Source organism: Streptomyces sp. NPDC037401, assembly GCF_055602345.1.
In genome coordinates this window covers 271,793-296,037 of record NZ_JBVJWO010000004.1, presented here as the reverse complement: position 1 = coordinate 296,037, position 24,245 = coordinate 271,793, and the positions used below count along the sequence as shown (strand labels likewise).

The 24,245-nt window shown below is 73.5% G+C and carries 18 protein-coding genes; 13 read left to right on the top strand and 5 right to left on the bottom strand.

Going from position 1 to position 24,245, the window contains the following annotated elements; all coding sequences use genetic code 11:
- The first annotated feature begins 127 nt into the window (after positions 1–127).
- Complete coding sequence (locus ACZ7H1_RS05585) at positions 128–1,867, top strand: N-acyl-D-amino-acid deacylase family protein (RefSeq protein WP_470783984.1); 1,740 nt, start codon at positions 128–130, stop codon at positions 1,865–1,867.
- A complete protein-coding gene (locus ACZ7H1_RS05580) occupies positions 1,864–3,342 on the top strand; it encodes an aldehyde dehydrogenase family protein (protein ID WP_470783982.1) in 1,479 nt (492 codons plus the stop codon). The genes ACZ7H1_RS05585 and ACZ7H1_RS05580 overlap by 4 nt, the downstream gene beginning before the upstream one ends.
- Positions 3,343–3,363: 21 nt before the next feature.
- Here ACZ7H1_RS05580 and ACZ7H1_RS05575 read toward each other — a convergent pair whose 3' ends face one another.
- Positions 3,364–4,500: a DNA alkylation repair protein gene (locus ACZ7H1_RS05575; RefSeq protein ID WP_470783980.1), complete on the bottom strand. Its 1,137-nt coding sequence runs from the start codon at positions 4,498–4,500 to the stop codon at positions 3,364–3,366.
- A 360-nt stretch (positions 4,501–4,860) separates the two neighbouring features.
- On the opposite strand from ACZ7H1_RS05575, the gene ACZ7H1_RS05570 reads away from it, so the two are divergent.
- Together ACZ7H1_RS05570 and ACZ7H1_RS05565 are read left to right on the top strand one after the other, a co-directional pair.
- On the top strand, positions 4,861–6,423 hold the full coding sequence (locus ACZ7H1_RS05570; RefSeq protein WP_470783979.1) for an APC family permease: 1,563 nt from the start codon (positions 4,861–4,863) through the stop codon (positions 6,421–6,423).
- 152 nt (positions 6,424–6,575) lie between these two features.
- Positions 6,576–6,905 carry a hypothetical protein gene (locus ACZ7H1_RS05565; RefSeq protein WP_470783977.1) on the top strand — a complete coding sequence of 110 codons (330 nt, stop codon included), beginning with the start codon at positions 6,576–6,578 and terminating at the stop codon, positions 6,903–6,905.
- A 124-nt stretch (positions 6,906–7,029) separates the two neighbouring features.
- On the opposite strand, the gene ACZ7H1_RS05560 is transcribed toward ACZ7H1_RS05565, so the two are convergent.
- A complete protein-coding gene (locus tag ACZ7H1_RS05560; RefSeq protein WP_470783975.1) occupies positions 7,030–7,695 on the bottom strand; it encodes an NAD(P)-dependent oxidoreductase in 666 nt (221 codons plus the stop codon).
- 162 nt (positions 7,696–7,857) lie between these two features.
- On the opposite strand from ACZ7H1_RS05560, the gene ACZ7H1_RS05555 reads away from it, so the two are divergent.
- Both ACZ7H1_RS05555 and ACZ7H1_RS05550 read left to right on the top strand, forming a co-directional pair.
- Positions 7,858–8,214 carry a winged helix-turn-helix transcriptional regulator gene (locus tag ACZ7H1_RS05555; protein WP_470784024.1) on the top strand — a complete coding sequence of 119 codons (357 nt, stop codon included), beginning with the start codon at positions 7,858–7,860 and terminating at the stop codon, positions 8,212–8,214.
- 73 nt (positions 8,215–8,287) lie between these two features.
- Positions 8,288–9,103, top strand: coding sequence for a bestrophin-like domain (locus ACZ7H1_RS05550; RefSeq protein ID WP_470783973.1), 816 nt, complete (start codon positions 8,288–8,290; stop codon positions 9,101–9,103).
- 23 nt (positions 9,104–9,126) lie between these two features.
- Here the strand turns inward: ACZ7H1_RS05550 and ACZ7H1_RS05545 are convergent, their stop codons facing one another.
- Positions 9,127–9,507, bottom strand: a complete 381-nt coding sequence (locus ACZ7H1_RS05545) for a cupin domain-containing protein (RefSeq protein WP_470783971.1) — start codon at positions 9,505–9,507, stop codon at positions 9,127–9,129.
- A gap of 176 nt (positions 9,508–9,683) precedes the next feature.
- On the opposite strand from ACZ7H1_RS05545, the gene ACZ7H1_RS05540 reads away from it, so the two are divergent.
- On the top strand, positions 9,684–10,304 hold the full coding sequence (locus ACZ7H1_RS05540; RefSeq protein WP_470783969.1) for a DUF4232 domain-containing protein: 621 nt from the start codon (positions 9,684–9,686) through the stop codon (positions 10,302–10,304).
- 41 nt (positions 10,305–10,345) lie between these two features.
- Positions 10,346–10,846, top strand: a complete 501-nt coding sequence (locus ACZ7H1_RS05535; RefSeq protein WP_470783968.1) for a hypothetical protein — start codon at positions 10,346–10,348, stop codon at positions 10,844–10,846.
- Between the two features lie 1,643 nt (positions 10,847–12,489).
- On the opposite strand, the gene ACZ7H1_RS05530 is transcribed toward ACZ7H1_RS05535, so the two are convergent.
- Positions 12,490–13,803: a COG1470 family protein gene (locus tag ACZ7H1_RS05530; RefSeq protein WP_470783966.1), complete on the bottom strand. Its 1,314-nt coding sequence runs from the start codon at positions 13,801–13,803 to the stop codon at positions 12,490–12,492.
- Between the two features lie 188 nt (positions 13,804–13,991).
- Between ACZ7H1_RS05530 and ACZ7H1_RS05525 the strand changes: the two genes are divergently transcribed.
- From ACZ7H1_RS05525 to ACZ7H1_RS05510, 4 genes are all read left to right on the top strand, one after another.
- Positions 13,992–14,795, top strand: a complete 804-nt coding sequence (locus ACZ7H1_RS05525) for a response regulator transcription factor (RefSeq protein WP_470783965.1) — start codon at positions 13,992–13,994, stop codon at positions 14,793–14,795.
- Positions 14,796–14,991: 196 nt separating this feature from the next.
- Positions 14,992–19,188, top strand: coding sequence for a hypothetical protein (locus ACZ7H1_RS05520; protein WP_470783964.1), 4,197 nt, complete (start codon positions 14,992–14,994; stop codon positions 19,186–19,188).
- A gap of 18 nt (positions 19,189–19,206) precedes the next feature.
- Positions 19,207–19,974 carry a Pvc16 family protein gene (locus ACZ7H1_RS05515; RefSeq protein WP_470783963.1) on the top strand — a complete coding sequence of 256 codons (768 nt, stop codon included), beginning with the start codon at positions 19,207–19,209 and terminating at the stop codon, positions 19,972–19,974.
- Positions 19,974–22,013, top strand: a complete 2,040-nt coding sequence (locus ACZ7H1_RS05510; protein ID WP_470783961.1) for an ATP-binding protein — start codon at positions 19,974–19,976, stop codon at positions 22,011–22,013. Before ACZ7H1_RS05515 ends, ACZ7H1_RS05510 begins: the two co-directional genes overlap by 1 nt.
- Before the next feature lie 66 nt (positions 22,014–22,079).
- Here ACZ7H1_RS05510 and ACZ7H1_RS05505 read toward each other — a convergent pair whose 3' ends face one another.
- A complete protein-coding gene (locus ACZ7H1_RS05505) occupies positions 22,080–23,261 on the bottom strand; it encodes a serine hydrolase domain-containing protein (RefSeq protein ID WP_470783960.1) in 1,182 nt (393 codons plus the stop codon).
- 246 nt (positions 23,262–23,507) lie between these two features.
- Here ACZ7H1_RS05505 and ACZ7H1_RS05500 point away from each other — a divergent pair, with 246 nt between their 5' ends.
- Positions 23,508–24,245 (top strand): eCIS core domain-containing protein, encoded by a 738-nt coding sequence (locus tag ACZ7H1_RS05500; protein WP_470783959.1) that lies wholly within the window; start codon positions 23,508–23,510, stop codon positions 24,243–24,245.

The following is a 24,245-nucleotide window of genomic DNA, read 5'->3' as shown; positions in this document are numbered from 1 at the left end:
GGCAGTGCGACTCCCCCCCTCCCCTCCCGTCGGTGTGTGGGGGTCGGCCAGCCCTCCCCCCCCCCCCCCCCCCAGCGGCGCCGCTGCCGCGCGACCGAGTACCGCAACGCAACGGAGAAGGGACGTCATGCTCGACCACTTGATCAAGGGCGCGACCGTCGTGGACGGCACCGGCACCCCCGCCCGCGTCGCAGACGTCGGCATCCGCGACGGGCGGATCGTCGTCGTCGCCGCGCCCGGGACCGTCACGGAAGAGGCCCGCACCAGCGAGGACGCCACCGGGCTGGTCCTCACCCCCGGCTTCGTCGACCCGCACACCCACTACGACGCCCAGCTCTTCTGGGACCCGTACGCCACCCCTTCGATGAACCACGGGGTCACCACCGTCGCCGGCGGCAACTGCGGATTCACGCTGGCCCCGCTCAACCCGGCCCGCCCAGAGGACGCCGACTACACGCGCCGCATGATGAGCAAGGTCGAGGGCATGGCCCTCAAGGCACTCGAAGAGGGCGTCGACTGGTCCTGGCACACCTTCGGCGAGTACCTCGACGCCCTGGAGGGGCGGATCGCCGTCAACGCGGGCTTCATGGTCGGCCACTGCGCCCTGCGCCGCCACGTCATGGGCGAGGACGCCGTCGGCGGGCAGCCCACCCCCCAGCAGCTCCAGCAGATGCTGGACCTCTTCCACGACGCCATGGCGGCCGGCGCCTGGGGCCTGTCCACCACCCAGTCCGCCACCCACTCCGACGGCGACGGCGCACCCGTCGCCTCCCGGCACGCCGGCCCCGAGGAGCTGCTCGCCCTCTCCCGCGCGGTGGCCGAACACGAAGGCACCCAGCTGGAGGCCATCGTCGCCGGCTGCCTCGACCAGTTCTCGGACGAGGAGATCGACCTCTTCGTGGAGATGAGCGCCGCCGCCGGCCGGCCCCTGAACTGGAACGTCCTCACCATCGACGCGGCCGTCCCCGAGCGCGTCCCCCGCCAGCTGATCCCCAGCGAACGGGCCCGCAAGGCCGGCGGCCGGATCGTCGCGCTGACCATGCCGATCCTCACGCCCATGAACATGTCGCTGGGCACCTTCTGCGCGCTCAACCTCATCCCCGGCTGGGGCGAGGTCCTCGGCCTGCCCCTGCCCGAGCGGATCGCCAAGCTCCGCGACCCGTCCGTACGGGCCGAGATGCTGCGCCGCGCCGACAGCAAGGAGGCCGGCGTCTTCCGGCGCCTCGCCCACTTCGGCCGGTACGTCATCGGCGACACCTACAGCCGCGAGAACGAGGGCCTGTCCGGCCGGGTCGTCAAGGACATCGCCGCCGAGCGAGGCCAGGACGACTTCCAGTGCCTGGTCGAGATCTGCGCCAACGACGACCTGCGGACCGTGCTGTGGCCCATGCCCACGGACAACGACCCCGACAGCTGGGCGCTGCGCGCCGAGACCTGGCAGCACGAGGACGTCATGCTCGGCGGCTCCGACGCCGGCGCGCACCTGGACCGGATGTGCGGCGCCCCGTACACCACCCGCTTCCTCGGGGACTGCCTGCGCGGCCGCAAGCTGGTCCCGCTGGAGCAGGCGGTACGGATGCTCACCGACGATCCCGCGCAGCTCTTCGGGCTGCGCGAGCGCGGCCGGATAGCCGAGGGCTGGCACGCGGACCTGGTGCTCTTCGACCCCGAGCGGATCGAGGCCGGGCCCGCGACGCTCGTGCACGACCTGCCCGGCGACAGCCCGCGGCTGGACGCGAAGGCGATCGGCATCGTGTCGGTGCGCGTCAACGGCGTCGAGACGATCCGCGACGACCGGGTGACCGGCGCGGTGCCGGGCACCGTGCTCCGCTCCGGTCGCGACACGAGGACGGTGAGCACCCGATGAGCGGCACGCCCCAGCGGTTGTACGTCGGCGGCGAGTGGGTGGAGCCGGCGGGCGGGCACTACGAGGTCGTCGACCCGGCGGACGAATCGGTCGTCGGGCTCGCCCCGGAGGCCTCGCGCGAGCAGGTGCAGGAGGCGGCGCGGGCGGCCCGGGAGGCCTTCGAGGGCTGGTCGCGTACGGCGCCCGAGGAGCGGGCCGCGATCCTGGACCGGGCCGCGGACGTCATGCAGCGCGAGTTCGAGCCGTGGACGCGGCTCGCGCAGGCGGAGACCGGCGCGCCGACCGGCATCGCCCGCGGGATGCAGGTCGGGGTGGGCGTGGCCCGCTTCCGGCGGTACGCGAAGGGCGCGCTGGAGCCGGTGGAGCGCGGGCTGCCGCCGCAGGTCACCGAGGCCGGCCCGATGGGGAAGGCGAGCGTGCTGGGCGCGCTGGAGGTGCGCCAGCCGGTCGGCGTGGTCACGTGCATCACCTCGTACAACAACCCGTGGGCGAACCCCGCGGGCAAGGTCGCCCCCGCGCTGGCCATGGGCAACACCGTGGTGGTCAAGCCCGCGCCGCAGGATCCGCTGTCGGTGTTCAAGATGGCGCAGGCCCTGCACGAGGCCGGGGTCCCGGCAGGTGTCGTCAACGTCGTCAACGGCCGGTCGGTGGCCGTCGGCGAGGCCGCCGTCGACTCGCCGGACGTCGACATGGTGTCCTTCACCGGCTCCACCGCCGTCGGCCAGAAGATCGCCGAGGTGTGCGGGCGGTCGATGAAGCGGCAGCTGATGGAGCTGGGCGGCAAGGGGGCGGCGGTCGTCTTCGAGGACTTGGACGACGCGGGCCTCACCGCGGCCGTGATGGGCATCGGCACGACCTTCTCCTTCTACAGCGGTCAGATCTGCACGGCGCCGACCCGGGTGCTCGTGCAGCGCGCGGTCCACGACGCGCTGCTCGAGAAGCTCACGGGCTACCTGGCCTTCATGAAGGTCGGCGAACCTTCGGTCCCGGGCACGGTCGTCGGCCCGGTGATCTCGGCGGCGCACCGCGACCGCGTCGAGTCGTACGTCGAGCTGGGCAGGAAGGAAGGCGCCCGGATCGTCGCGGGTGGCGAGCGCCCGGCCGTCCGCGCGGACGGCAAGGGCTTCTACGTGGCCCCGACGCTGCTGGCCGACTGCACCAACGACATGCGGGTGGTGCGGGAGGAGATCTTCGGCCCGGTGGTCGCGGTGGTCCCCTTCGACACGGAGGAGGAGGCGGTGGCGCTGGCCAACGACAGCGACTTCGGCCTGCTCAGCTACGTGTGGTCGGGTGACGTGTCGCGGGCCTTCCGGGTGGCGCGGCGGCTGCGCTCGGGCGGGGTCGGCGTGAACACGATCGGCCGGAACATGGAGGCCCCCTTCGGCGGGTTCAAGCGGTCGGGCGTGGGCCGGGACGTGGGCTCGTACGCCCTGCACGCGTACAGCGAGATGCAGTCGATCGTGTGGACGACCTGACCGCCGCCCGGAGGCGGTACGTCAGCCGGCGTCCAGGGAGAACCCGGCCTCTCCCTGGACCCGGCCGTTGACCTGGAGCTGCACCAGGTGCTCGCCGGAGTGGTAGCGGCGGGTGGTGATCGGCTTGAAGGAGTGGCGGCGGGTACCGGTGAGCCGCTCGCCCGGGGCCAGGGGGCGCGTGGCGAGCTTGAAGACCTTCGGGGTCCGGGAGCCGTTCGCCTTCACGTGGTGGATGACGTAGTCGACGACCAGCTCGGCGGGCGCGTCGCCGGTGTTGGTGACGGCGTAGTCGAAGACCAGGTACTCGCCGACCGCGACGTGCGGGGTGCTCACGACGGGCCCCCGCACCTCGACCGGCACGTCCGGGGAGTGCCCCAGCAGGGTCAGGGCGTCGGCGCGCCCCGCCTTGATCAGGGTGCGCAGCCCGTGCCGGACGGTGCGGTCGGTGGTGCCGTCGGCCGCGGGCGCCGCCAGCCAGCCCGCGGCGATCCCGACGGCCAGCTCTGGGTGGTCGCGGCTGATGTCGTTGAGGTGGTTGGAGACGGACCGGCGGACGTAGTCGGAGGCGTCGCGGTAGAGCGCGTCCAGCAGCGGCCGGGCGGGCCTCGGGTCGGCGATGAACGCGGGCAGCTGCGGGGCCCACGGCAGCCGCGGCCGGGTGCCCTCGCTGGCGAGGCGGCGCACGTGCGGGTCCGGGTCGGCGGTCCAGCCCGATATCACGGCCAGGGCCCGCTGCGGATCGGCGCGCAGGAAGGGCCGTACGGCCGACTCGGCGGTCAGCCGCGGGGTCAGGTCGTGCAGCAGCGCGAGCCCGGCCTCGAACGCGGATCCGCCCTGGTGGAGGGCGCGCACCGCCACGGCCTCGTTGACGGGGCAGGTCATCCAGCCGTCGAACCCCGGGTCGGCGAGGGCGCCGCGCACGACGGCCTCGAAGCCGGTCCAGTCGTCGGGGAGGTCGGTGAGGACGGCGTCGCGGACGGCCGCGACGCGGGTGCTGAACGACAGCCCGTCGAGGGCGGGGGCGTGCGCGAGGGCCCGCAGCGCGGGGGCGGGGGGACCGGAGAGGCGTCCGGAGACGTGACCTGAGAGGCGTCCGGAGAGGTGACCGGCCAGTTCTCCGACGGTGTGGGCGCTGAGGAGTTCGTCCGCGGTGGGCATGTGCCCAGTGTGTCGAGCGGCACTGACAACGGGCCCGCACGACCGGATCCGTCGGTGGCGGGCGCGGGCACGGTGCAGAAGGACCGCCCGGCCCCTCCGAGCGGCGCGATCCGGCCGAAACCGGGTGGGCCAAATATTGACCCGGAAAGTTTTGAATGGTGCAAAACGGACACGGCTGCGGTTTCCGTCTAGCGGAAGCGGAGGGGCGGGCTCGTCGAAACGACGACCGGCGCGCTTGTGAACCTTTCATTGCGTGATCGTTAAGTCTCTCGACCTCAAGGTTCCAAGGGGTTTTGCGAGTCCGGTATGCGGACTTGACTCCTCCGGATATGGAAACCGCAGCGTCTACCGTCTCGACCCATGACACAGCTGGACGTACGGCAGCAGGCCGGAGACACGGTAAGCGGCGTCGCCGAGGGCGGCGACTATCGCGGCAAGGGCCTCGGCAAGGGCTCCGTAGGCCTCGTGGGAAGTGCCGTGATCGGCATCTCGACCGTCGCCCCCGTGTACTGCCTCACCTCGACCCTCGGGTCCACCGCAGGCGAGGTCGGCCTGCAGATGCCGGCCGTCTTCCTCGCCGGCTTCCTCCCCATGCTGCTGGTCGCCTTCGCGTACCGCGAGCTCAACAAGGCCATGCCGGACTGCGGCACCTCCTTCACCTGGACGGTCAAGGCCTTCGGCCCCCGCGTCGGCTGGATGTGCGGCTGGGGCCTCGTGATCGCCACGATCATCGTCCTCTCGAACCTGGCCGGCGTCGCCACCTCGTACTTCTGGCTGCTCGCCGGGGAGATCACGAACAACCCGTCGATCGCCGCCCTGGACGACAACAAGCTCGTCCACATCAGCACCTGCCTGCTGCTGATCGCCGTCGCGACCGCCATCAGCTACCGCGGCATGACCGCCACCAAGGGCGTCCAGTACGCACTCGTCGGCCTCCAGCTCGTCGTCCTCGGCCTCTTCATCGCCATGGCCTTCCAGAAGGCCTCCGCCGGCTCCTTCGACACCGGCCTGGACTTCTCCTGGTCCTGGATGAACCCCTTCGCCGTCGAGTCGATGGCCGCCTTCACCGCCGGCCTCTCCCTCTCGATCTTCATGTACTGGGGCTGGGACGCCTGCCTGGCCACCAACGAGGAGACCACCGGCTCCGCCAAGACCCCGGGCCGCGCCGCGCTCGTCGCCATGGTCGTCCTGGTCGGCTCGTACCTCGCCACCGGCGTCGCCGCGCAGATGGCCGTCGGCTCCGGCGACAAGGGCCTCGGCCTCGCCAACCCGGAGACCTCCGACAACGTCTTCGCCGCCCTCGCCGGCCCGGTCATGGGCCCGCTGCTCGGCATCCTGCTCTTCCTCGCGGTCCTCGCCTCCGCCACCGCCTCCCTGCAGACCACCTTCATCCCGGTGGCCCGCACGGTCCTGGCCATGTCCACGTACGAGGCCCTGCCGCCCAGCTACGCCAAGGTCCACCCGAAGTTCAAGACCCCGGGCCGCGCCACGGTCATGGCGGGCGTCGCGACCGGCGTCTTCTACACGGTCATGACCCTGGTCAGCGAGAACGTCCTCACGGACACGATCTTCGCCCTCGGCCTGATGATCTGCTTCTACTACTCGCTGACGGCCTTCGCCTGCGCCTGGTACTTCCGCAAGGAGCTCACGCGCTCCGGCAAGGACCTGCTCTTCAAGGGCGTCGCCCCGCTGCTCGGCGGCGTGCTCCTGGCGGCCGTCTTCTTCAAGACCCTCTACGACATGTGGGACCCGGCCTACGGCTCCGGCTCCACGGTCCTCGGCGTCGGCAGCGTCTTCGTCATCGGCGTCGGCCTGCTGGCCCTCGGCCTCGTCATCATGGTCATCACGGAGCGCCGCAGCCCGGCCTTCTTCCGCGGTGAGGTCCTGACCAAGGACACCCCGGCACTGGTGGTCGAAGACTAAGGACCCCAGACCCGCACCGCGCCGCCCGTCGCGCCACTCGATCCACTGTGCAGCCGGATGCCCGGTGCCGTTCGTTCCTCCGAACGGCACCGGGCATCCGCGTATCCGCGGACCGGTGGTGACCCGTGCTGACCGGTGTCGTTGATCCCGGCATGAAGCCCTTGAAGCCCACGAAGGCCGTGACGTCCGTGAAGTCCGTGAAGTCCATGCAGCACGTGAAGCGCACCCTCACCGCCCTGACCCTGGCGGGCGCGGCCCTGGGCGCCGCCCCCGCCGTCGCCCAGGCCGACGACGGATTCCCCTCGGGCAACGCCGTCTCCCAGCTCATGGACCTGACGGAGAACCCCGGCGAGACCCTGGAGCAGGCCCAGATCGCCACGGCCGCCGCCGACGAGGGCCTCGGCACCGCCCTGGCCGGCCCGGCCCCCGCGGTCGCGGGCCCCCTCGGCGCCGTCGCCGGATCTGCCGGCCTCAGCGGCTGAGCTGCGGAGTGGCCGAGCGGCCGAGCGGCCGAGCGACTGAACGGCCGAGGTGGCTCAACGGCTGAAGGGCTGAACCAGCCGGGTGTCCCGATGTCCGGGTAGCCGCGGAGCGGCGGGCCCGGCGTCAGTCCGCCACCACGCCCACATGGGTCCGGTGGTGCGCCGGCCGCTCGATCTCGTCGAGCACCGCCACCGCGAAATCCGCATGAGTGATCCGGCCGTCCGCGTCGGCGGGCACCACCGCGTACCCGCCGCGCGCCGCGGCACCGTGATCGAAGTCCCCGGCGGGGGACACCACCAGCCAGTCCACCCCGGCCCCGGCCGTGCCGTCCCCCGCCGCCGCGCCGTCCTGCCGCAGCACGTCCACCCCGGCCCCGTGGCCCTCGTAGAACGCCCGGTAATCCTGCGGGTAACCCGCCGTGTCCATCAGGAGGGTCCCGCCCTCCGTGGGCAGGACGGACGCCAGTCCGGCCACCACGAGCCGCTGCGCACCCGCCTTCGCCGCCCCCGCCAGCAGGGCCCGCGCGGCCGCCGGGAAGAACACCCCCGGATCCGCAGCCGGGTCGTACACCGCGGCCACCACCGCGGCGTGCCCGTCTGCGAGCCGGGCCACCGCCTCCGCGTCAGTGACGTCGCCGTCCCGCCGCCCGGCCTCCGTGACCTCGTACCCGCGGCGACGCGCCTCCGCGACCACGGCCCGGCCGACCCGCCCGCCCGCGCCCCACACCAGAATCCCGCCGCCGGACCCGCTCGCCGTCCCGTTCGCGATCCCGCTCGTCGTCCCGCTCATGACCCACCCCGTTCGTCTGTCTCCCGGCCGTCTGCCGGTCGACGATCAGGACGCTAGCCGGGGACGTGGTTACCTCCCGGGTACCGCGGCTACCGTGACCCGGTGACCGCACACCGTGACTCCCTCGCCGGCCGCCGCCCCGCCGATGCCCTCGACCCGGAGATGTTCGACGAGGTCTGCCCCTCTGACCTCATGCCCTTCCGCGTCGGCGACAAGTGGGCCGGGATGATCCTGCGCTGCCTCGAGGACCGCCCGCGCCGCTTCTCCGAGCTGCGGGTGCCGCTGCGCGGCGTCACCGCCAAGGTCCTCACCCAGTCCCTGCGCGCCCTGGAGCGGGACGGCTTCGTGGCCCGTACGGAGTCCGGGGAACCCGGCCCGCGGCGCGTCGAGTACGCCCTCACGCCGCTGGGGCGCGGCCTGCTGGGCCCGCTGGACGCGGCGTGCGAGTGGACGCGGGAGCACTGGGACGAGCTGATCGACGCCCGCGAGCGGATGTTCGGCGAGGAGCGGGCGGGGTGACCCGCACGCCGGGCCGTCGTTGATCAACATGCCCGGCAAACGATTCTTCAGTTTCCTCGGGGGGACGGCGACCGTGTCGCTCTGGCTGCTCAACCACCTCAGTACGTTCACGCTCTCGCTGGTGCTCGTGGGGGCGATCGTCGTCCTCGCCGTACTGGGCAGCCTCACCGCCCGCCGCGTCCACCCCCGGCTCGCGCAGGGCGAGCACAACGAGATGGTCGGCGTCGTACTCGGCATGTTCGGCGCGATCTACGGGATCATCCTCGCGTTCGTCGTGGTCACCCTGTGGACGCAGCTCGACCACACCCAGACCGTGGTCTCCCAGGAAGCCACCGACCTCGCCCTCGTCGTTCGCAGCGCCGAGGTCTTCCCGCCCGCCGAGCGCGCCCGCATCGACCGTGCGGTCGGGGAGTACGTCCACGCGGTCGTCGAGGTCCAGTGGCCCAAGATGCGCGACGGGACGCCCAGTTACGCGACCACGGCCCCGCACGTCGAGGCGATGTACCAGGCCCTGCAGGCCTACGAGCCGGCCAGTACGCGCACCCAGACCTTCTACGAGGAGGCGGCGGCCAACCTGAACGACTCCGCCGCCCAGCGCCGCGAACGCATCAACCTGGCCACGACCGAACTCCCTACGCTGCTCCAGGTCCTCGTCTTCGGCGGCGCGCTCGTGATCATCCCGCTGACGTTCCTCTACGGGCTGCGCAGCCTGCGCATGCAGCTGCTGTTCGTCGCCTCGGTGGCCGCACTCATCGGCTTCAGCCTGCTGCTGGTGCTCGTACTCGACCGGCCGTTCGCGGGCGAACTGAGCGTGAGCCCGGCGCCGTACCGGGAAGGAGCGCTGGCCAAGTTCTGGGAGGGCAGCGAGAGGGTGGGGCAGAGCGGTTGAGTCCAGCGATCACCTTCTGGGGTTCATCTTCCGGGGTTCACATCGAGGTTCTTGGCGACCTGGGTGACGACCTTCTGGAACTCCTCGATCGGCGAGAAGTCGATGAACTCGCAGTCCTCCATCGCTTCAGGTGCATGGCCCGGTGCCCAGTAGAAGACCTCTCCGGCCTTGTAGTCCTGGTCCCCGTCGGTGCTGTGCAGGCGCACCACGCCCTTGAGGACGTAGCCCCAGTGCGGGCACGTGCACAGATCGCCCGGCAGGCCCTTGAAGGCCGGGGTCATGTCCGTACCCTTGGCGAACTCGACAAATGCTACGGAGAAACCGCCGCCGATCTCCTGCGTTCGCAGCTCGGCGCCGTCGTTCGAAAAGGCCACGGGTGTCTGGTCCCGCGTCGTTGCCGTCATGGCTCCTCCACGGTGAGTTGGGTCCCCGTCTTCAGTCTCCCGCAGCGCAGGGCGCCCCGCGAGGGCGGAAACCGTGGTGGAGTCGGCAAGGCGCCGTCACCAAGCTGTGAAGCTTCTCCGGGACGCTGGTGCTCAGCCCAGCGCGCACCGTGCGCTTCTCATCCGGGAGAACACCCATGAGTACTTCACGCAGAGTCGCTGCCGTCCTCACCGCCGTATCCGCGCTGGCCCTGATGACTGCCTGCGGGCCGACGGAAGACGAAGCGTCGGGCGGGACCGGCGGAACGACAGCGAGCCCGACGAGCCCGAAGAGTCCGGAGAGCCCGACCGGTCCGGCGAAGCCCACCACCGGGCCGTCGAAGTCCCCGACGCCCGGCTCCGATTACGACGTCTTCCCGTGCAGCACGTACGACGTGAAGTTCACCGCCACCCGCGCGGAACCCACGACCAGCAGCTACCTCCTGAAGATCACCAACAAGGCCGCCAAGGCGTGCAAGGTGCTCGGCCACCCGGTCGTGACCTTCGGCGACCTCGACGGCCAGGCCACGGAACGCGGCCCGGCCCCCGGCATCGAGGACGCCCTCAGGCTCGAACCGGGCGAGTCGGCCTACGCCGGGCTGATGGGCGGCATCAACGACGGCTCGGGCAAGACCGTCGACTCGATCGAGATGACCATGAACACCGAGTCCGACCTGGAGCAGAAGCCGCTCAAGGCGTCGACGCCCGGCCTGTACGTCTCCGACAAGAACTCCGTGACGGCGTGGATGGGCAACGCGGAGGACGCGCTCAGCCTGTAGGCGCGGAGCGGAGCAAGGCACGCACCGGCGATCATCAGTGGGTGACCTTTCTGGATGAACGCCTGGTAGGCGGCTGGTACAGCCAGCCCTTCGACCTGGGAGCGATGGAGACGAGCGAGCTCGTCTTCTTCGCCGACGGCCGGGGCTGGAGCCGCTTCGACAGCATCAGCGGCGAGATGTCCGTCGGCCGCTTCCGCTGGCATTGCACGGGGGAGCGAGGGGACGTGCGGCTGGAGCTCCGCTACACCTGGCGGGTCAGCGGACAGTGGGCGGCCGGGGGCGACGGCTTCGCCTCCGTCCACCACAACGAACCGGACGACGGGGTCGTCCGCCCGCACTACCGCATCGGCCCCGAGGAGACGCCCCTGTCGGACCGTCCGGTGACGGCACTGGTCCTCGACACGTCGGTCGAGTGCGCCTTCCACTTCGCCCGGAACGCACGTCGCCAGACCCCGGCGGACGACCCCTCGGCGGTGCTCGTACCGTACGGGGCGTCGCCGAAGCCGGGGGCTGGGAGCCGCCCTTGCCCTGGTCGGGGGTGACGGAGCCGTCGGGGGCGTGGGGGCTCCGCTGGGGCTGCCCTCCTCCCCCAAGCGGCAATCGGCACGACGGCGGGGCGGGGTCCGGTGCCGCGCTGGCTCCTGACGGTCCCCGCAGGCGGGTCCGGCGCATCGGCACTCGGCGGAGCCGAGGTGTGCTGCGGTCAGGATGACGGCGGGGCGGTGGCGGGGGCGTGTTTCCGGTGGGTCGGGGTGGCGGGGTTCTCCGTGGTCTGCCCGCATGTCTGAGTGTCCGTCCGTGCCGCCGCCCGGCGTCAAGGGCGCTCCCTTCGGTCGCGTCGCTTCGCGATTCCGCTTCGCTCCACCCTTGACTCCAGGCGTCGTCCCGGAAGTCCACAGACTTGCGAGCATCCCCCGGAGGGGGAGGGATGGCAGGGGGGACGGGACCCAGAGCTGGTCCCCCTGGGCCCGCGGAGCGGGGTCGGGGGCGCGGGGTGCCGCCCTCCGGGCGGAAAGGGCACGCGGCAGATCGCTACACAGCCGAGGCCGACCGGCGGCCGGCGGCCGTCCGGGGCCGGTCATAAGCCGCCCACGATCGCTACACACCGGCGGCCGACTGGCGGCTACCGGACCGGCCGTGGCTGGGCATAGGCCGCCATCGATCGCTACACAGCCGAGGCCGATTGGCGGCCGACGGCCAGCCGTGGCGGTTTGGCGGCCGTTGGTGGCCTATGCCCGGCCGCTGCCGATGGGAGGGCATGGCTGAGGTCTCCCAGTGGTCGGCCACCCGCCGTCGGCGGCTTTCCCGCCGTGCGCACCTCCGTCCTGCGGCCTGACGGCCCTCCCACCGAGCTCTGCTACAGACAGGCATCCGCCGCCGGACGACCACGGCTGTCCGGCGGCCGCTGGCGGTCTATGTCCGGCCACGGCCGGTCCGCAGGGCGCCGGTCGGCCGCGGCTGTGTAGCGATCGTGGGCGGTCTATGTCCGGCCACGGCCGGTCCGCAGGCCGCCGGTCGGCCGCGGCTGTGTAGCGATCGTGGGCGGCTTATGTCCGGCCACGGCCGGTCCGCCGGCCGCCGGTCGGCCTCGGCTGTGTAGCGATCTGTCGCGTGCCTTTCCGCCCGGAGGGCGGGCCCGCGCCCCTGACCCGACCGGTCGGCCAGGGGGACCGGCACCGGGTCCCGTCCCCCCTGCCATCCCTCCCCCTCCGGGGGATGCTCGCAAGTCTGTGGACTTCCGGGACGGGACGGGCGGTCAAGGGTGGAGCGAAGCGGAATCGCGAAGCGACGCGACGACGAGGAACGAGGAGGAGCGCCCTTGACGGCACGGCCCGGCACGGACGGACACTCAGACATGCGGGCAGACCACGGAGAACCGCCCAAACCCCGACCCACCGGAAACACGCCCCCGCCACCGCCCCGCCGTCATCCTGACCGCAGCAGACCTCGGCTCAGCCGAGTGCCGATGCGCCGGACCCGCCTGCGGGGACCGTCAGGAGCCAGCGGAGCGCCGCCCCCGCCCCACCGTCGTGCCGATTGCCGTACAAGCCCGACCGGCCGGGGAGGCGGGTGGGCAAACACCGACAGGCAGCAGCCCGCCCGCCGTTCGTGCCGTACCGCCGTACCGCCGTACCGCCGTACCGCCGTGTGCGCCGTCCCGCGCCGGCCGGTTGACCGGCGGCGGCTATTCCAGCGTGCCGCTGAACAGCGCCGCCGTCGTGCACTTCGTCGGGGCCGGGCCCGACGGGGGGCGGCCCACCGTGCGGCAGGTGAGGGTGACGGTGATCTCCTGCTTGGCGGCCGCCATGATCGCGGACGCCCAGTGGAAGTCCTGTTCGCGGAAGTTCTCCAGCGCCGGGGCCAGAAGGGGTTTGCCGCCGACGGAGATCGTCACCGTGCCGGTGTCGCCCTGGGGGTTCTCCAGGACCAGGTCGGTCAGGCGGAGCACCTTGTCGTCCGGGACCTTGTACGTCGCCGAGTCCGTGCCGTTCGCCGGGGCGCTCGCGGTCAGGCGGTGCGAGAACAGGGCCGCCTGCGGCTGCGGGGCCGGGCCCTCGCCCGGCTTCACGGAAGTGGAGGGCGACGGGGAGGGCGAGCCGCCCGGGGACCCTCCCGGGGAGCCGCCGGCGCCGGCCGAAGCGGCCTCCTTGGCCTCCTCCGCCGCCTCCTTCGCCTCGGCCGCCTTGGACTCCGCGGCCTTCACGGGTCCCTTCACCGCCTCCTTCGCGGCACTGCGCACCACCGGGCGCAGCAGCCCGAACCACAGGCCGGCCAGTACCAACAGCAGGACGAGCAGCGCGATCAGGACCTTCACCAGCCCCGGTGAGATCACCGGGCGCTGGAGCAGCGTGCCGTCGAGGACGGCCGGGGCCACCTCGGGGGCTCCGTCGGGTCCGGCGTCCGGGGTCGCGGTGATCTGGAAGGTGTGCGGTACGGCCGTGCCGCGCCACAGCCACCGCTTCGGCTTGACCGGGACCTTCACGAACGCCGCCATCCCCGGTTCCACGCGGGTGGCGGCGGCGGGCCGGCCGAAGGTCAGGAGCTCGCCCGCGTCCTTGCCCGAAAGGGCGACCGTCAGCGGGTAGTTGCCGCGGTTGTCCAGCGCCACCCGGTACGCGGCCCGGGTCCGGCTCTGGCCCAGCCGCGGGGTCAGCTCCGCGGCGAAGTCGGCGTAGGCGCGGATGTGCAGGACGCCTTCCGGCACCGTGGAGTGCTGCGGCTGCTCCTGGGCGAGGACGCGTACTCCGTACGTCAGTTCGCCCGGCGGGACCGTGGTGTCGCGCGGGGGCCGCACGACCAGTTCCACCTGGCCCGACGTCTCGGGATAGAGCGACAGCGTGGCGGGTTCGACCACCGTCCACCGTGCGGCCGGGCCGAGCACCTCGAAGGCGTAGTGCTCGACGACGTTCCCGCTGTTGTGGAGTTCGAGCGGGATCCGGGCTTCCTCGCCGGGCAGCACCGGGGCGGGCGAGGCGTCCAGATGAGCGGAAGTGGTCATGAAAGGACGGTAGGGACGGCGGCGGAGGCCCCGCCGCTCCCGTACGGACACACCCGGGGGCATGCTGCATTGCCCGTTGGGTCCGCCCGTTGAGTCCGCGTGGAGTTCCTGCTGACTGCCCGGGTGTTCACTGGTCCCGTACGAGCGGAGAGGTGGGGCCCTCCGCCGAACAAGGGGGAGTGTGCGCCATGCGCTATCACGGTGAGAGCGGCGCCGAGCGGATCCCGGTGCGGCTGACCGCGCAGGACCCGATCTCGCAGGCGGGGCTGGCGGGGCAGCTGCGGAACTGCCCCGAGCTGAGGCTGCTGACGGACGAGGAGGACTCCGCCGGGGACCAGGTGCGGGAGCACGGGCGGGAGTCGGCGCGGGAGCACGCCCGGGAGGCCGATCGGGCAGGGGCGGCGGCACGTTCCGGGCCGGGCGCGCGCGCTCGTTCGCACCTGAATGCCTGTGCCGGGAGCGGTCCCGGCGCCGGTCCCGGGGCCGTGACCGTCGCCGTCGTGTCGGCCGACCGGGTCGGTGAGACAGAATTGCAGACCCTGCGCCGCTACCAGCGGGCCGGGGACAGCCGGATCGTCCTCGTGGCCACGGAGATCGACGACGCCGGGCTGGTGGCCGCCGTCGAATGCGGGGTCGTGGGCGTCGTACGCCGTGCCGAGGCCTCGTCGGACCGGCTCGTGCAGGTCATCACGGCGGCCGCGCGCGGGGAGGGCAGTGTGCCGGCGGACCTGCTGGGGCGGCTGCTGGACCAGGTGGGGCGGTTGCAGCGGCAGGTGCTGGACCCGCGGGGGCTGGCGTTCACGGGGCTCGCGCCGCGGGAGATCGACGTGCTGAGGCTGGTCGCCGAGGGCAGTGACACCGCGGAGATCGCGCGGGCGCTGGCGTTCTCGGAGCGCACGGTCAAGAACATCCTCCACGACGTGACGACCAGGCTCCAGCTGCGCAACCGCTCGCACGCGGTGGCGTACGCGATGCGGCAGGGCTTCATCTGATCCGCTGATCCGCTGATCCGCTGATCCGCTGATTCGACGGAAAGGCTTCCCGGGTGCTGATCCGGCGGCTGGGTTCCCCGGCCGCGTGATCGCGGGGCGTGCCTCATCGGGCACCGGGTGGTACCCGAAGCGCTGCCCCTCGCCGGGCTGCCGCCGGGGCGGCGGCGCGCCACGGTTTCTCTGGAGGAGGAGGCACGTGCGCAGAGGTGAACTCCGGGGACCCACACGAGTACCGGCGTGGGGGCGGCGCGGGCTGGTGCTGCTGCTCGCCCTCGTGCTGCCCGCGGCCGTTTCCGCGGCGTTGCCGGCGGCCGGGCCCGCCGCCGTTACGGTCGCCGCATCCTCCGCGGCCGCGGCCGCGGCAGCCGATCCGGCCCCCGGGCGCCTCGCGTACATCGGCCACGGCCCGCACCGCAGCCTCGCCACCGTCGGCAGGGGCGGCACGCTCGCGCCGCTGCTGCCGGTCGGGCAGGCGGGCAACGACTGCCAGGCCACGGCGCGCGGCGACGACCTGGTGTGGGTCAGTGACCGGCACGGCACCGGAGAAGGGCTGTTCCGGCGGGTCGGGGACGGGCCCGTGACGCTCGTCCACGCGCGGGCGGGGTGGCGGATCGCCGACCCCGTGCTCTCCCCGGACCGGCAGTGGATCGCCTTCGTGTCCTGGGAGAACGACGACGGCGACCTGAGCTCCACTTCGGGTTACCGGTGTGACGACACGAGGGGCAGGACCGGCAGCGACTCCGAGCCCGCGGTGTGGATCGTCCGCACGGACGGCACGGGGCTGCGGGAGGCCGTCAAGGACGCGGACTGGGCGGACTGGTCCCCGGACGGCACGGAGCTGGTGTTCACGCGGGACGCGCGGGCGTTCCGTACGACGGTGGCCGCGGGCGGTGCCGTACGGCCGGTCTCGCCGCCCTCCGTGCCCGCCGCGAAGCCGGTGTGGGAGCCGGGCGGGCCGGGCAGTGAGGACAGGGTCGCGTACGTGACCCTCTACGAGCGGGACACCAGCGACGGCCGGCTCGTCGACCAGGCGCTGGCGGTCGTGCCGGCCGGGGGCGGCGGCGCGGTGCCGCAGCGGATCCTCGCGGTGGGCGACGACGAGGAGGCGCGGCACGGCGTGGCGTGGTCCCCGGACGGTGCGCAGCTGCTGTTCCTGACGGGTGAGCCGTACCTCGTCGACGCGGACCGGCGGCCGTGCCTGTGCCGCGGGGAGCCGCTGTTCGACCCCGACGCCGTGGTGGACTACGAGACGGAGTCGGTGGGCTGGTACACCCCGGCGGGCGGGGTGGCGGTCCCGCTGCTGGGCGGGCTGGACCCGGAGCGGTTCGCGATCGAGAGTTCGCGTCCCGACGTGCCGCTGGACCGGCTGCAGCTGCGGGCGGCGCAGGGTGTGGAGAGCGATCTGTCCGACCCGGCGTACGCACCGGACTCCCGGCGGATGGCGTTCGTACGGACGACGGGGGAGCCGGAGTCTCCGGCGGGTGAGGAGATCCTCGTCGGGGAGACGGGCCGGTTGGCGGCGGCGGTGCCGCTGCGCTACGCGGGGATGGGTGTCGACGAGCACCACGGCCGCCCGGCCTGGTCTCCGGACGGAACCAAACTGGCTTTTGCGCGCTGGCAGTTGCCCGAGCCGGACAATGCGCATCCGCGGGCGCAGATCGCTGTCGTCGACGTCTCGGCGGGTGCCGGGGCCGGGGTGTTGTTGTACGTCGTGCCGAAGCGGGCGGGGGAGGGCGGCTGGACCTGCGATTCGGACGACCGCGATCCGGCGTGGTCGCCGGACGGCTCGCGGCTGGCGTTCTCGCGGTGGAGTTCGTGCCAGCCGCCGCCGATTTCGGTGCCCGAACCGGGGTCGCTGCTGGTGCCCCCGCCGTCGGGAGGGCCCGGCACGGCGCCGACGGGGTCCGGGCAGGCTCCGCTTGCGTCGGGGCTGATGCCGCTGGCCGGCCGGTCGGCCGCGCTGCCCGTCGTGGCGCCCCCCGCCGCTGCCCCCGCCGGGCCCGCGGCCCCCGTCGCCGCGCCGGCCGCCGTCCCGGCCGCCGTCGAGGACGGGCGGGACCGGCACATCTGGACCGCGCCCGCCGCGGCCACGGGTGCCCAGACCGACCTGTCCCTCCGTACCTGTCCCGTCGAAGACCCCTGCCGGGTGGTCGACGTACGGCCCGCCTTCCGGCCCGGGACCCGCGACCTCGTCTTCGTACGGCAGACCACGACCTACGTCCCGCCCCGGATCAACCTCGCCGCCTTCTCCGGCTTCTCCCGTGTCTCCGGCTTCTCCGCCCTCCCGGCCTTCGCCGGCTACGAAGGCCCGCGGATGGTGCTCGCCGTGGCCGACGACGGGAGCGGCTGCCGGGGCGTGCTGCCCCGGCTCACCGCGTGCCCGTTGCGCGTGCCCTCGTCCTCCTGGGACGACCCGTACTCCGAGCCGGACAACCCCGCCTGGTCGCCGGACGGCCGGCAGCTCGCCGTCGACGTGCGGCAGTCGTACGGCGACGGCGGCCGGGTGCGCCGGATCGCGGTCCTCGACCCCGCCGGGGAGTCGGTGCGGATCCTGCCCGACAAGATCCGCAGCAGCCAGTCCCAGCCCACCTGGGAGCCCAGCGCCGACCTGCACGTGTCCGTCACGACGGCCGACTCGCCGCTGCTGCTGGGCAGTACGGCGCAGGTGGTGGTCGGGGCGGGGAACGACGGCATCGCGGACTCTCCCGGCACCGCGGTGCGGGTGCGGCTGCCGGCCGGTCTGACGCCCGACGGTCCGCTGCCGGCCGGCTGCGCGCCGGACGCGGGGGCGCCTGAGGTGCTGGTGTGCACGGTGGGGCTCCTGGTCTCCGGCGGGACCGCGGAGTTCCGGCTCGCCCTGAAGGGGGCCGCGCTGGGCGACCAGCGGATCGAGGCGGCCGTGGAGGGCAGCCTGCCCGATCACCGGGCGGCCGACAACACCGCGGCGCTCGTGGTGTCGGTGGTCGCCGCGGACCTGGTGGTGACGGCGACGGCCACCCCGCCGGTGGTGCAGATCAACGACCCCTCGGTGGTCGAGTTCACCGTACGGAACGCCGGTACGGCCATCGCCGCCGACGTCGTGCTGAAGCTGACCGTGCCGCCGGGCCTGACCCTGGTGTCGGGTACGGCGTGCCCGGCGGCCGGCTGCGTGCTCGGCGCCCTGCCGCCGGGTGCGGAGAAGAAGGTGACGCTCGGCTACACCGCGGCGAACGCCTTCTCGGGCGCGATCGAGGGCGCGGCGTCGACCGCGACCGTCGACCCGGACTCGGAGAACGACAGCGCGTCCGTGGACCTGACGGTGGTCGACCCGCGGCTGCCCGACGCGGCGGTCTCGGTGACCGCCACCCCTGCCCGGATCCTCACCCGGGACCTGTCGACGGTGGTGTGGACGGTGCGCAACCTCGGCGACGCGACGGCCCGGGGCGTGGTCCTGACGCCCGTGCTGCCGGCCGGGGTGCGGGTGGTGTCCGCGCCGCCGGGGCCGCTGCCGCCGGTTCCCCCGCCGCCCGCGTGCCTGCCGCCCGCGGACGCCGGGTGCGAGCTCGGGGACCTCGCGCCGGGGGCGGTGGTGACGGTGACCCGGGTGGTGACGGCGGATACGCCGCTGAGCGGCAGTGTGGCCGGTACGGTCACCGCCGCCGGGACCGACTCGAACCCGGCGAACAACTCCGCGGCGGCGCCCCTGCGGGTGGACGGGCGGCCGGACCGGCCGCCGCCGACGGCCCGGTACGCCGATCCGCACGTGGCGGTGACGGCGGGACCCCGTACCGCGTACACGGGAGGCCGGGTGACGGCCGAGGTGATCGTCCGCAACGGCGGGGCGGTCACGGCGACCGGGCTGACGCTGCGGGTGGTTCCGCCGGCGGGGATGCGGGTGCTGTCGGCGAGCCGGCCGGCGTGCGTGACGGCGGCGGGCTGTCCGCTGGGCACCCTGGCCCCGCGCGGGCGGCTTCCGGTGACGCTGGTGCTGGCGGCGGAGCGGGCGCTGACGGGATCGGTGACGGCGACGGTGACGACGACGGGCTCGGACTCGAACCCGGCGAACAACACGGCGAGCGCGGCGGTCACGGTGCGCGCGCCGGTGCTGGTGCTCGATCCGCCGCTGGGGCCGCCGGGTTCGGTGACGCAGGCGAGCGGTCGGTCGTTCCCGCCGGGCGTGACGGTACGGCTGGTGTGGAGCCGGGGCGTGACGGTGGCGTCGGCGCCGGTGGTGGTGCGGGCGGACGGGACGTTCTCGGCGCCGGTGCTGGTGCTGGTGCAGGACACGCTGGGGGAGCGGGAGCTGTCGGCGTCGCACGCGGTGGCGCGGGATCCGCTGTTCCGGCCGGTGCGGGCGCCGTACCTGGTGGTGCCCGGGGTGCTCCAGCCGTCCGACTTCCAGTGGCGCGGGTGAGCGGGGGCTGGTGTCGGCGTGATCCATGAGGTGGACGAGGCGTTGCGGGGGCTGGTGCGGGCCGAGGCGGTGGGGGCGGGGGCGGAGGTCGACGTCGTCTTCGACGCGCCGACCCGGGAGTGGGCGGCGCGGCGGAACACGCCGACGGTCAGCCTGTACCTGTATGACATCAGGGAGGACGTGCGGCGGCGCTCGCGGGGGCGGCGGAACGTCTACGACGAGACGGGCCGGGTCACTGCCCGTACGCTGCCGCCGCGTTACTTCAAGCTGTCGTACCTCATCAGTGCGTGGACCCAGCGGCCGGAGGACGAACACCGGCTGCTGTCGGGGCTGTTGGCGTGCTTCCTGCGCCACGACGTGCTGCCGTCGGGCGGGCTCGGGCCGGAGCTGTCGGCCACCGGGCTGCCGGTGCCGGTGTCGATCGCGCTTCCGCCGCCGGAGGACCGGGCGTTCGCGGACGTGTGGTCGGCGCTGGGGGGCGAGCTGAAGCCTTCGCTGGACGTGGTGGTGAGCGCGCCGGTGGCGACGGCCCCGGAGTACGAGGCCGGACCGCCGGTCCGGGAGGGGCTGGTGGTGGACGTGTCGGACGTCGACGGCGCACAGGAGCAGGACGGGCCGGGCGAGCAGGACGGGCCGGGCGAGCAGGACGGACCGGGCGAGCAGGACGGGCCGGGCGGGCAGGACGGGTCCGGCGGGCTCACCGGACAGAACGGGCACACCCCGCCGGCCGGGCGCCCCGTACCGCGGCCCCGCGCTCACCGCCCGCACCGGCGGACGGGCGGCTGATGGACTACCTGCTCGGGCGGCTCGGGATCGTCGAGGCGCGGGTGCGGCGGGCGGTTGCGGCCCGCCGGGCCGGGGACCCGGACGCCGACGATCCGTTCCGCGGGCTGTACCTGTCCGACGAGGCGGTGCAGCGGATCCTGGACGAGCCGGCGGCGGTGCCGTGGCCGGACCCGGTCGACGCGGCGGACCGGGAGGCGCTCGCCGCTTCGGCCGGGGGGTCGCGGCTGTCGGCCCTGCAGCAGGAACTGGGCTTGCAGGAGCTGGACGTGGAGCTGCTGCTGATCGCGCTGGCCCCCGATCTGGACCGCCGTTTCGAGCAGCTCTACGGGTATCTGAACGACGACGTCACGCGGCGGCGGCCCTCGGTCGGACTGGCCCTGGCGCTGTGCGGGGTGCCGGCGGTGTCGGCGGCCGCGCGGGCCCGGCTGGCGGCGGACGGACCGCTCGTCGGGGGCGGGCTGCTGGTGGTGGAGGAGCCGGAACGCCCTTTCCTCGGGCGGACGTTGCGCGTCCCGGACCGGGTCGCCGGACATCTGCTGGGGGATGACGCGCCGGATCCGGTGCTGGCGGACCTGGTGCGGTGGGCGCAGCCGGTGGACCTGCCGGAGGAGGTGGGCGGCGAGCTGCCGGGCCGGCTGGCGTACGCGGTGCGCAACGCCGCCTCGCCGGTGTACCTGCGCGAGCCTGCGGGCGGTACGGCCGTGGAGGTGGCGGTGGCGGCGCTGGCCGGTGCCGGGCGGCGGGCGCTGGTGCTGGACCTGGCCCGGCTGGCGGGGCGGCCGGACGCGGAGGGTCTCGTACGGGTGGCCGGGCGGGAGGCCGCGCTCGGCCGGGCCGGGCTGATCGCCGGGCCGGTGGAGGCGCTGCGGGAGTCGGCGGTTGAGCCGCCGGGGAAGTCCGTGGGGGTGCTCCGGGCGGTGGCGGGGCTGGCGGTGCCGGTACTGCTGACGGGCCGGTCGGGGTGGGATCCGCAGTGGTCGGACCGTACACCGCTGCTGGTGGAGGTCGGTCGGATCGGGGCGGCGGCGCGGGCCGCGCTGTGGCGGTCGGTGCTGGGCGACGGGGTCGGGGACGCGGTGGCGGCGTTCGTGCTGTCTCCGGAGCAGATGCGGCGGGCGGCCCGGGCGGCGCGGGGGCAGGCGCTGCTGACGGGCGGCGCGGTGGGCGAGGCGGAGCTGCTGCGGGGTGCGCGGGCGCAGAACACCTCGGGGCTGGAGCGGCTGGCGCGGCGGATCCGGCCGGGGGTGGGCTGGGACGACCTGGTGCTGCCGGCGGGGGTGCGGGGGCAGTTGCGCGAGCTGGCGGCGCGGGCCAGGCACCGGGACCGGGTGCTCGGGGACTGGGGGATGCGGCCCGGCGGGGGGCGGGGGCGCGGGGTGATGGCGCTGTTCGCCGGCGACTCGGGTACGGGCAAGACGATGTCGGCGGAGGTGATCGCGGGCGCGCTGGGCCTGGACCTGTACACCGTCGATCTGGCGACGGTGGTGGACAAGTACGTGGGGGAGACGGAGAAGAACCTCGAGCGGATCTTCTCGGAGGCGGCGGGGGTGAACGGCGTCCTGCTCTTCGACGAGGCGGACGCTGTCTTCGGGAAGCGTTCGGAGGTCAAGGATGCGCACGACCGCTACGCGAACGTCGAGAGCGCGTACCTGCTCCAGCGGATGGAGACGTTCGACGGTCTGGCGGTGCTGGCGACGAACCTGCGGGCCAATCTCGACGAGGCGTTCACGCGCCGGCTGGACCTGGTGGTGGACTTCCCGCTGCCGGAAGCGGAGCAGCGGCTCGCGCTGTGGGACCGCTGCCTGGGTACGGCCCTGCCGCGGGGGGACGACTTGGACCTGGGCTTCTGCGCCCGGTCGTTCGAGCTGGCGGGCGGCGACATCCGCTCGGCGGCGGTGACGGCGGCGTACCTGGCGGCGGAGGCGGGGCGCCCGGTCTCGATGACGGACCTGGTGGCGGCGGTGGCGCGGGAGTACCGGAAGCTGGGGCGGCTGTGCCTGCCCGGGGAGTTCGGGCCGTACCTCGCGGCGGTGCGCTGACACCGGGCGGCTGCTGGAGGCGCTGGACGAGCTGGACCGCCCGGTGCCGGCGCACGGCGCTGCTCGCTACTTCTTCTGGGCCGGCTGCGTGAGGTAGTAGACGTGGGCGGGGCTGATGATCTCGGTGATGGCCCGGCCGAACAGGGTGGTCGGCTCGTGGCCCTCGTACGTGATGTCGGTGTTGATCATCACGACGAGGCTGGCCTCGTGTTCGGGCAGGTAGATGGTGAGGGATTCGTAGCCCGGCAGGGAGCCGTTGTGGCCGATCCAGCCGTTGACGTTGAAGATCCCGAGGCCGTAGCTCGCGCCCGGGATGCCCGTCGGGATCACCTTCAGGCGCTGCTCCTGGGTGGCCGGGGTGAGAAGTTCGCCGGTCGCGAGGACTTTGGCCCAGCGGTGCAGGTCGTCCTGGGTGGAGATCATGGCGCCGGCCGCCCAGCCCCAGGACGGGTTCCAGTCGGTGGCTTCCTCTTCCTTGCCGCTGGCCGTCTGGACGGTGTAGCCCTGCGGGTGCGGTGACGGGAAGTCGGCGTTGGTCGGGAAGACGGTGCGGCGCATGCCGGCGGGCTCCAGGACGTCCTTCTCGATGACGTCCTGGAGGGGGCGTTTGGTCATCTGCTCCACGACCAGGCCCAGCAGGATGAGGTTGGTGTTGCAGTAGTAGAAGGTCTCGTTGGGTCCGGACAGGTTCGGGTGCTTGAAGGCGTAGTCCAGCAACTCCTGTGGAGTGAAGGGTCGTTCGGGGTGGTCGAAGAGCGCCTTGTCGAAGTCCGGGTCCTCGGAGTAGCTGAAGAGGCCGCTGCGCATCTCGGCGAGGTAGCGCAGGGTGATCTTGTCGCCGTTGGGGACGTCGTCGATGTACTTCGAGATCGGGTCGTCGAGGCCGACCTTGCCCTCGTCGACGAGCTGGAGCAGTGCGGTGACCGTGAACGTCTTGGTCTCGCTGCCGATCCGCAGCCACATGTCGGTGGTCATCGGCTGCCGCGTCTCCTTGTCGGCCACGCCGAAGGCGCGTACGTAGGAGCCCTTGCCGGGGGCGGACACGTGGACCAGCGCCCCGGGCACCTTCGTCTCGCTCAGCACCTTCTCCACCGCCGCGTCGAGCTGCTGCGCGACGGCGGGTGTCAGCTGGGGGAAGTCGCTGCTGGCGGTGGCGGTCACGGAGGGGTCCGGCGGGGTCGGCTGTGCCGCGTACGCGGACGCTGCGGTCCCCGCGGTCACGGGTACGGCCAGCAGTCCGGCTGTCACGACGGCAGCCCAGCTACGGCGGAATCGCTTTCCCGAACACGTCACGACGAGCCTCCTCCACGGAGTGGGCAGGACTCCACGCCCTCCAGCGTAGGCACGGCCGCCCGGGCCCGCGAGGCGAGCCGGCGGCCGGCGGCGGGTGCCCGAAGGGGCAGTCACGGGTGCCCTTGGTGGGCGTCCGGGGCACCTGGGCGGGTGGCGGGCGCGGCGGCACGCTGGCGGGGAGGCAACCCGCGAGGGGGAGAGATGCACGGACACGGACAGGGACACGAACACGGCCAGGAACCGGAGTGCGCGGGCGCCGGGCATTCCAAGGCCGGGCCGGAGTCCGCAGCCCCCGACGCCCTGCTCCTGAAGGCGGCCGCGGACGGCCGGGCGGACGTGCTCGGTCCCGCCGCGATGCTGAGGCTCCAGCGGGCTCTGGGCAATGCGGGCGCCGCGGCGGCCGTCCAGCGGTCGTCCGTGCACGACGTGGTCGGATCCGGCGGGCAGGCCCTGGATCCGGGGGTGCGCACGGACATGGAGGGGCGGCTCGGCCACGACTTCGGGGACGTCCGCGTCCACACGGACGCCGCCGCCCACGATTCGGCACGCTCGGTCAACGCCCACGCCTACACGGTCGGTTCGCACATCGTCTTCCAGCGCGACGCGTACGACCCCGGCTCCCACCAGGGCCGTACGACGCTGGCGCACGAGCTGACGCACGTGGTGCAGCAGCGTTCCGGGCCGGTGGACGGGACGGAGACGGCCGGCGGGATCAGGGTCAGTGACCCGGGTGACCGGTTCGAGCGGGAGGCGGTCGCCAATGCCGAGCGCGTGATGGCCGGTCCGGCGCCGGCCGCGGCCTCCGGGGAGGTGTCCGCGCCGGTGCAGCGGGCGGTGGACGGGGGCTCGGACGAGGCTCCCGTATCCGGCGCGTCCGGCGCGTCCGTGCAGCGGGTCGCGGGCGAGGAAGCGGAAGAGGACGAGGCGCCGGCGGAGTAG

Excerpts from the sequence above, each read along its gene's own strand:
- ACZ7H1_RS05585 (WP_470783984.1), top strand. The coding sequence starts at position 128 with ATGCTCGACCACTTGATCAAGGGCGCGACCGTCGTGGACGGCACCGGC.
- ACZ7H1_RS05580 (WP_470783982.1), top strand. The coding sequence starts at position 1,864 with ATGAGCGGCACGCCCCAGCGGTTGTACGTCGGCGGCGAGTGGGTGGAG.
- ACZ7H1_RS05575 (WP_470783980.1), bottom strand. The coding sequence starts at position 4,500 with ATGCCCACCGCGGACGAACTCCTCAGCGCCCACACCGTCGGAGAACTG.
- ACZ7H1_RS05570 (WP_470783979.1), top strand. The coding sequence starts at position 4,861 with ATGACACAGCTGGACGTACGGCAGCAGGCCGGAGACACGGTAAGCGGC.
- ACZ7H1_RS05565 (WP_470783977.1), top strand. The coding sequence starts at position 6,576 with ATGAAGCCCTTGAAGCCCACGAAGGCCGTGACGTCCGTGAAGTCCGTG.
- ACZ7H1_RS05560 (WP_470783975.1), bottom strand. The coding sequence starts at position 7,695 with ATGAGCGGGACGACGAGCGGGATCGCGAACGGGACGGCGAGCGGGTCC.
- ACZ7H1_RS05555 (WP_470784024.1), top strand. The coding sequence starts at position 7,858 with ATGTTCGACGAGGTCTGCCCCTCTGACCTCATGCCCTTCCGCGTCGGC.
- ACZ7H1_RS05545 (WP_470783971.1), bottom strand. The coding sequence starts at position 9,507 with ATGACGGCAACGACGCGGGACCAGACACCCGTGGCCTTTTCGAACGAC.
- ACZ7H1_RS05540 (WP_470783969.1), top strand. The coding sequence starts at position 9,684 with ATGAGTACTTCACGCAGAGTCGCTGCCGTCCTCACCGCCGTATCCGCG.
- ACZ7H1_RS05530 (WP_470783966.1), bottom strand. The coding sequence starts at position 13,803 with ATGACCACTTCCGCTCATCTGGACGCCTCGCCCGCCCCGGTGCTGCCC.
- ACZ7H1_RS05525 (WP_470783965.1), top strand. The coding sequence starts at position 13,992 with ATGCGCTATCACGGTGAGAGCGGCGCCGAGCGGATCCCGGTGCGGCTG.
- ACZ7H1_RS05510 (WP_470783961.1), top strand. The coding sequence starts at position 19,974 with ATGGACTACCTGCTCGGGCGGCTCGGGATCGTCGAGGCGCGGGTGCGG.
- ACZ7H1_RS05500 (WP_470783959.1), top strand. The coding sequence starts at position 23,508 with ATGCACGGACACGGACAGGGACACGAACACGGCCAGGAACCGGAGTGC.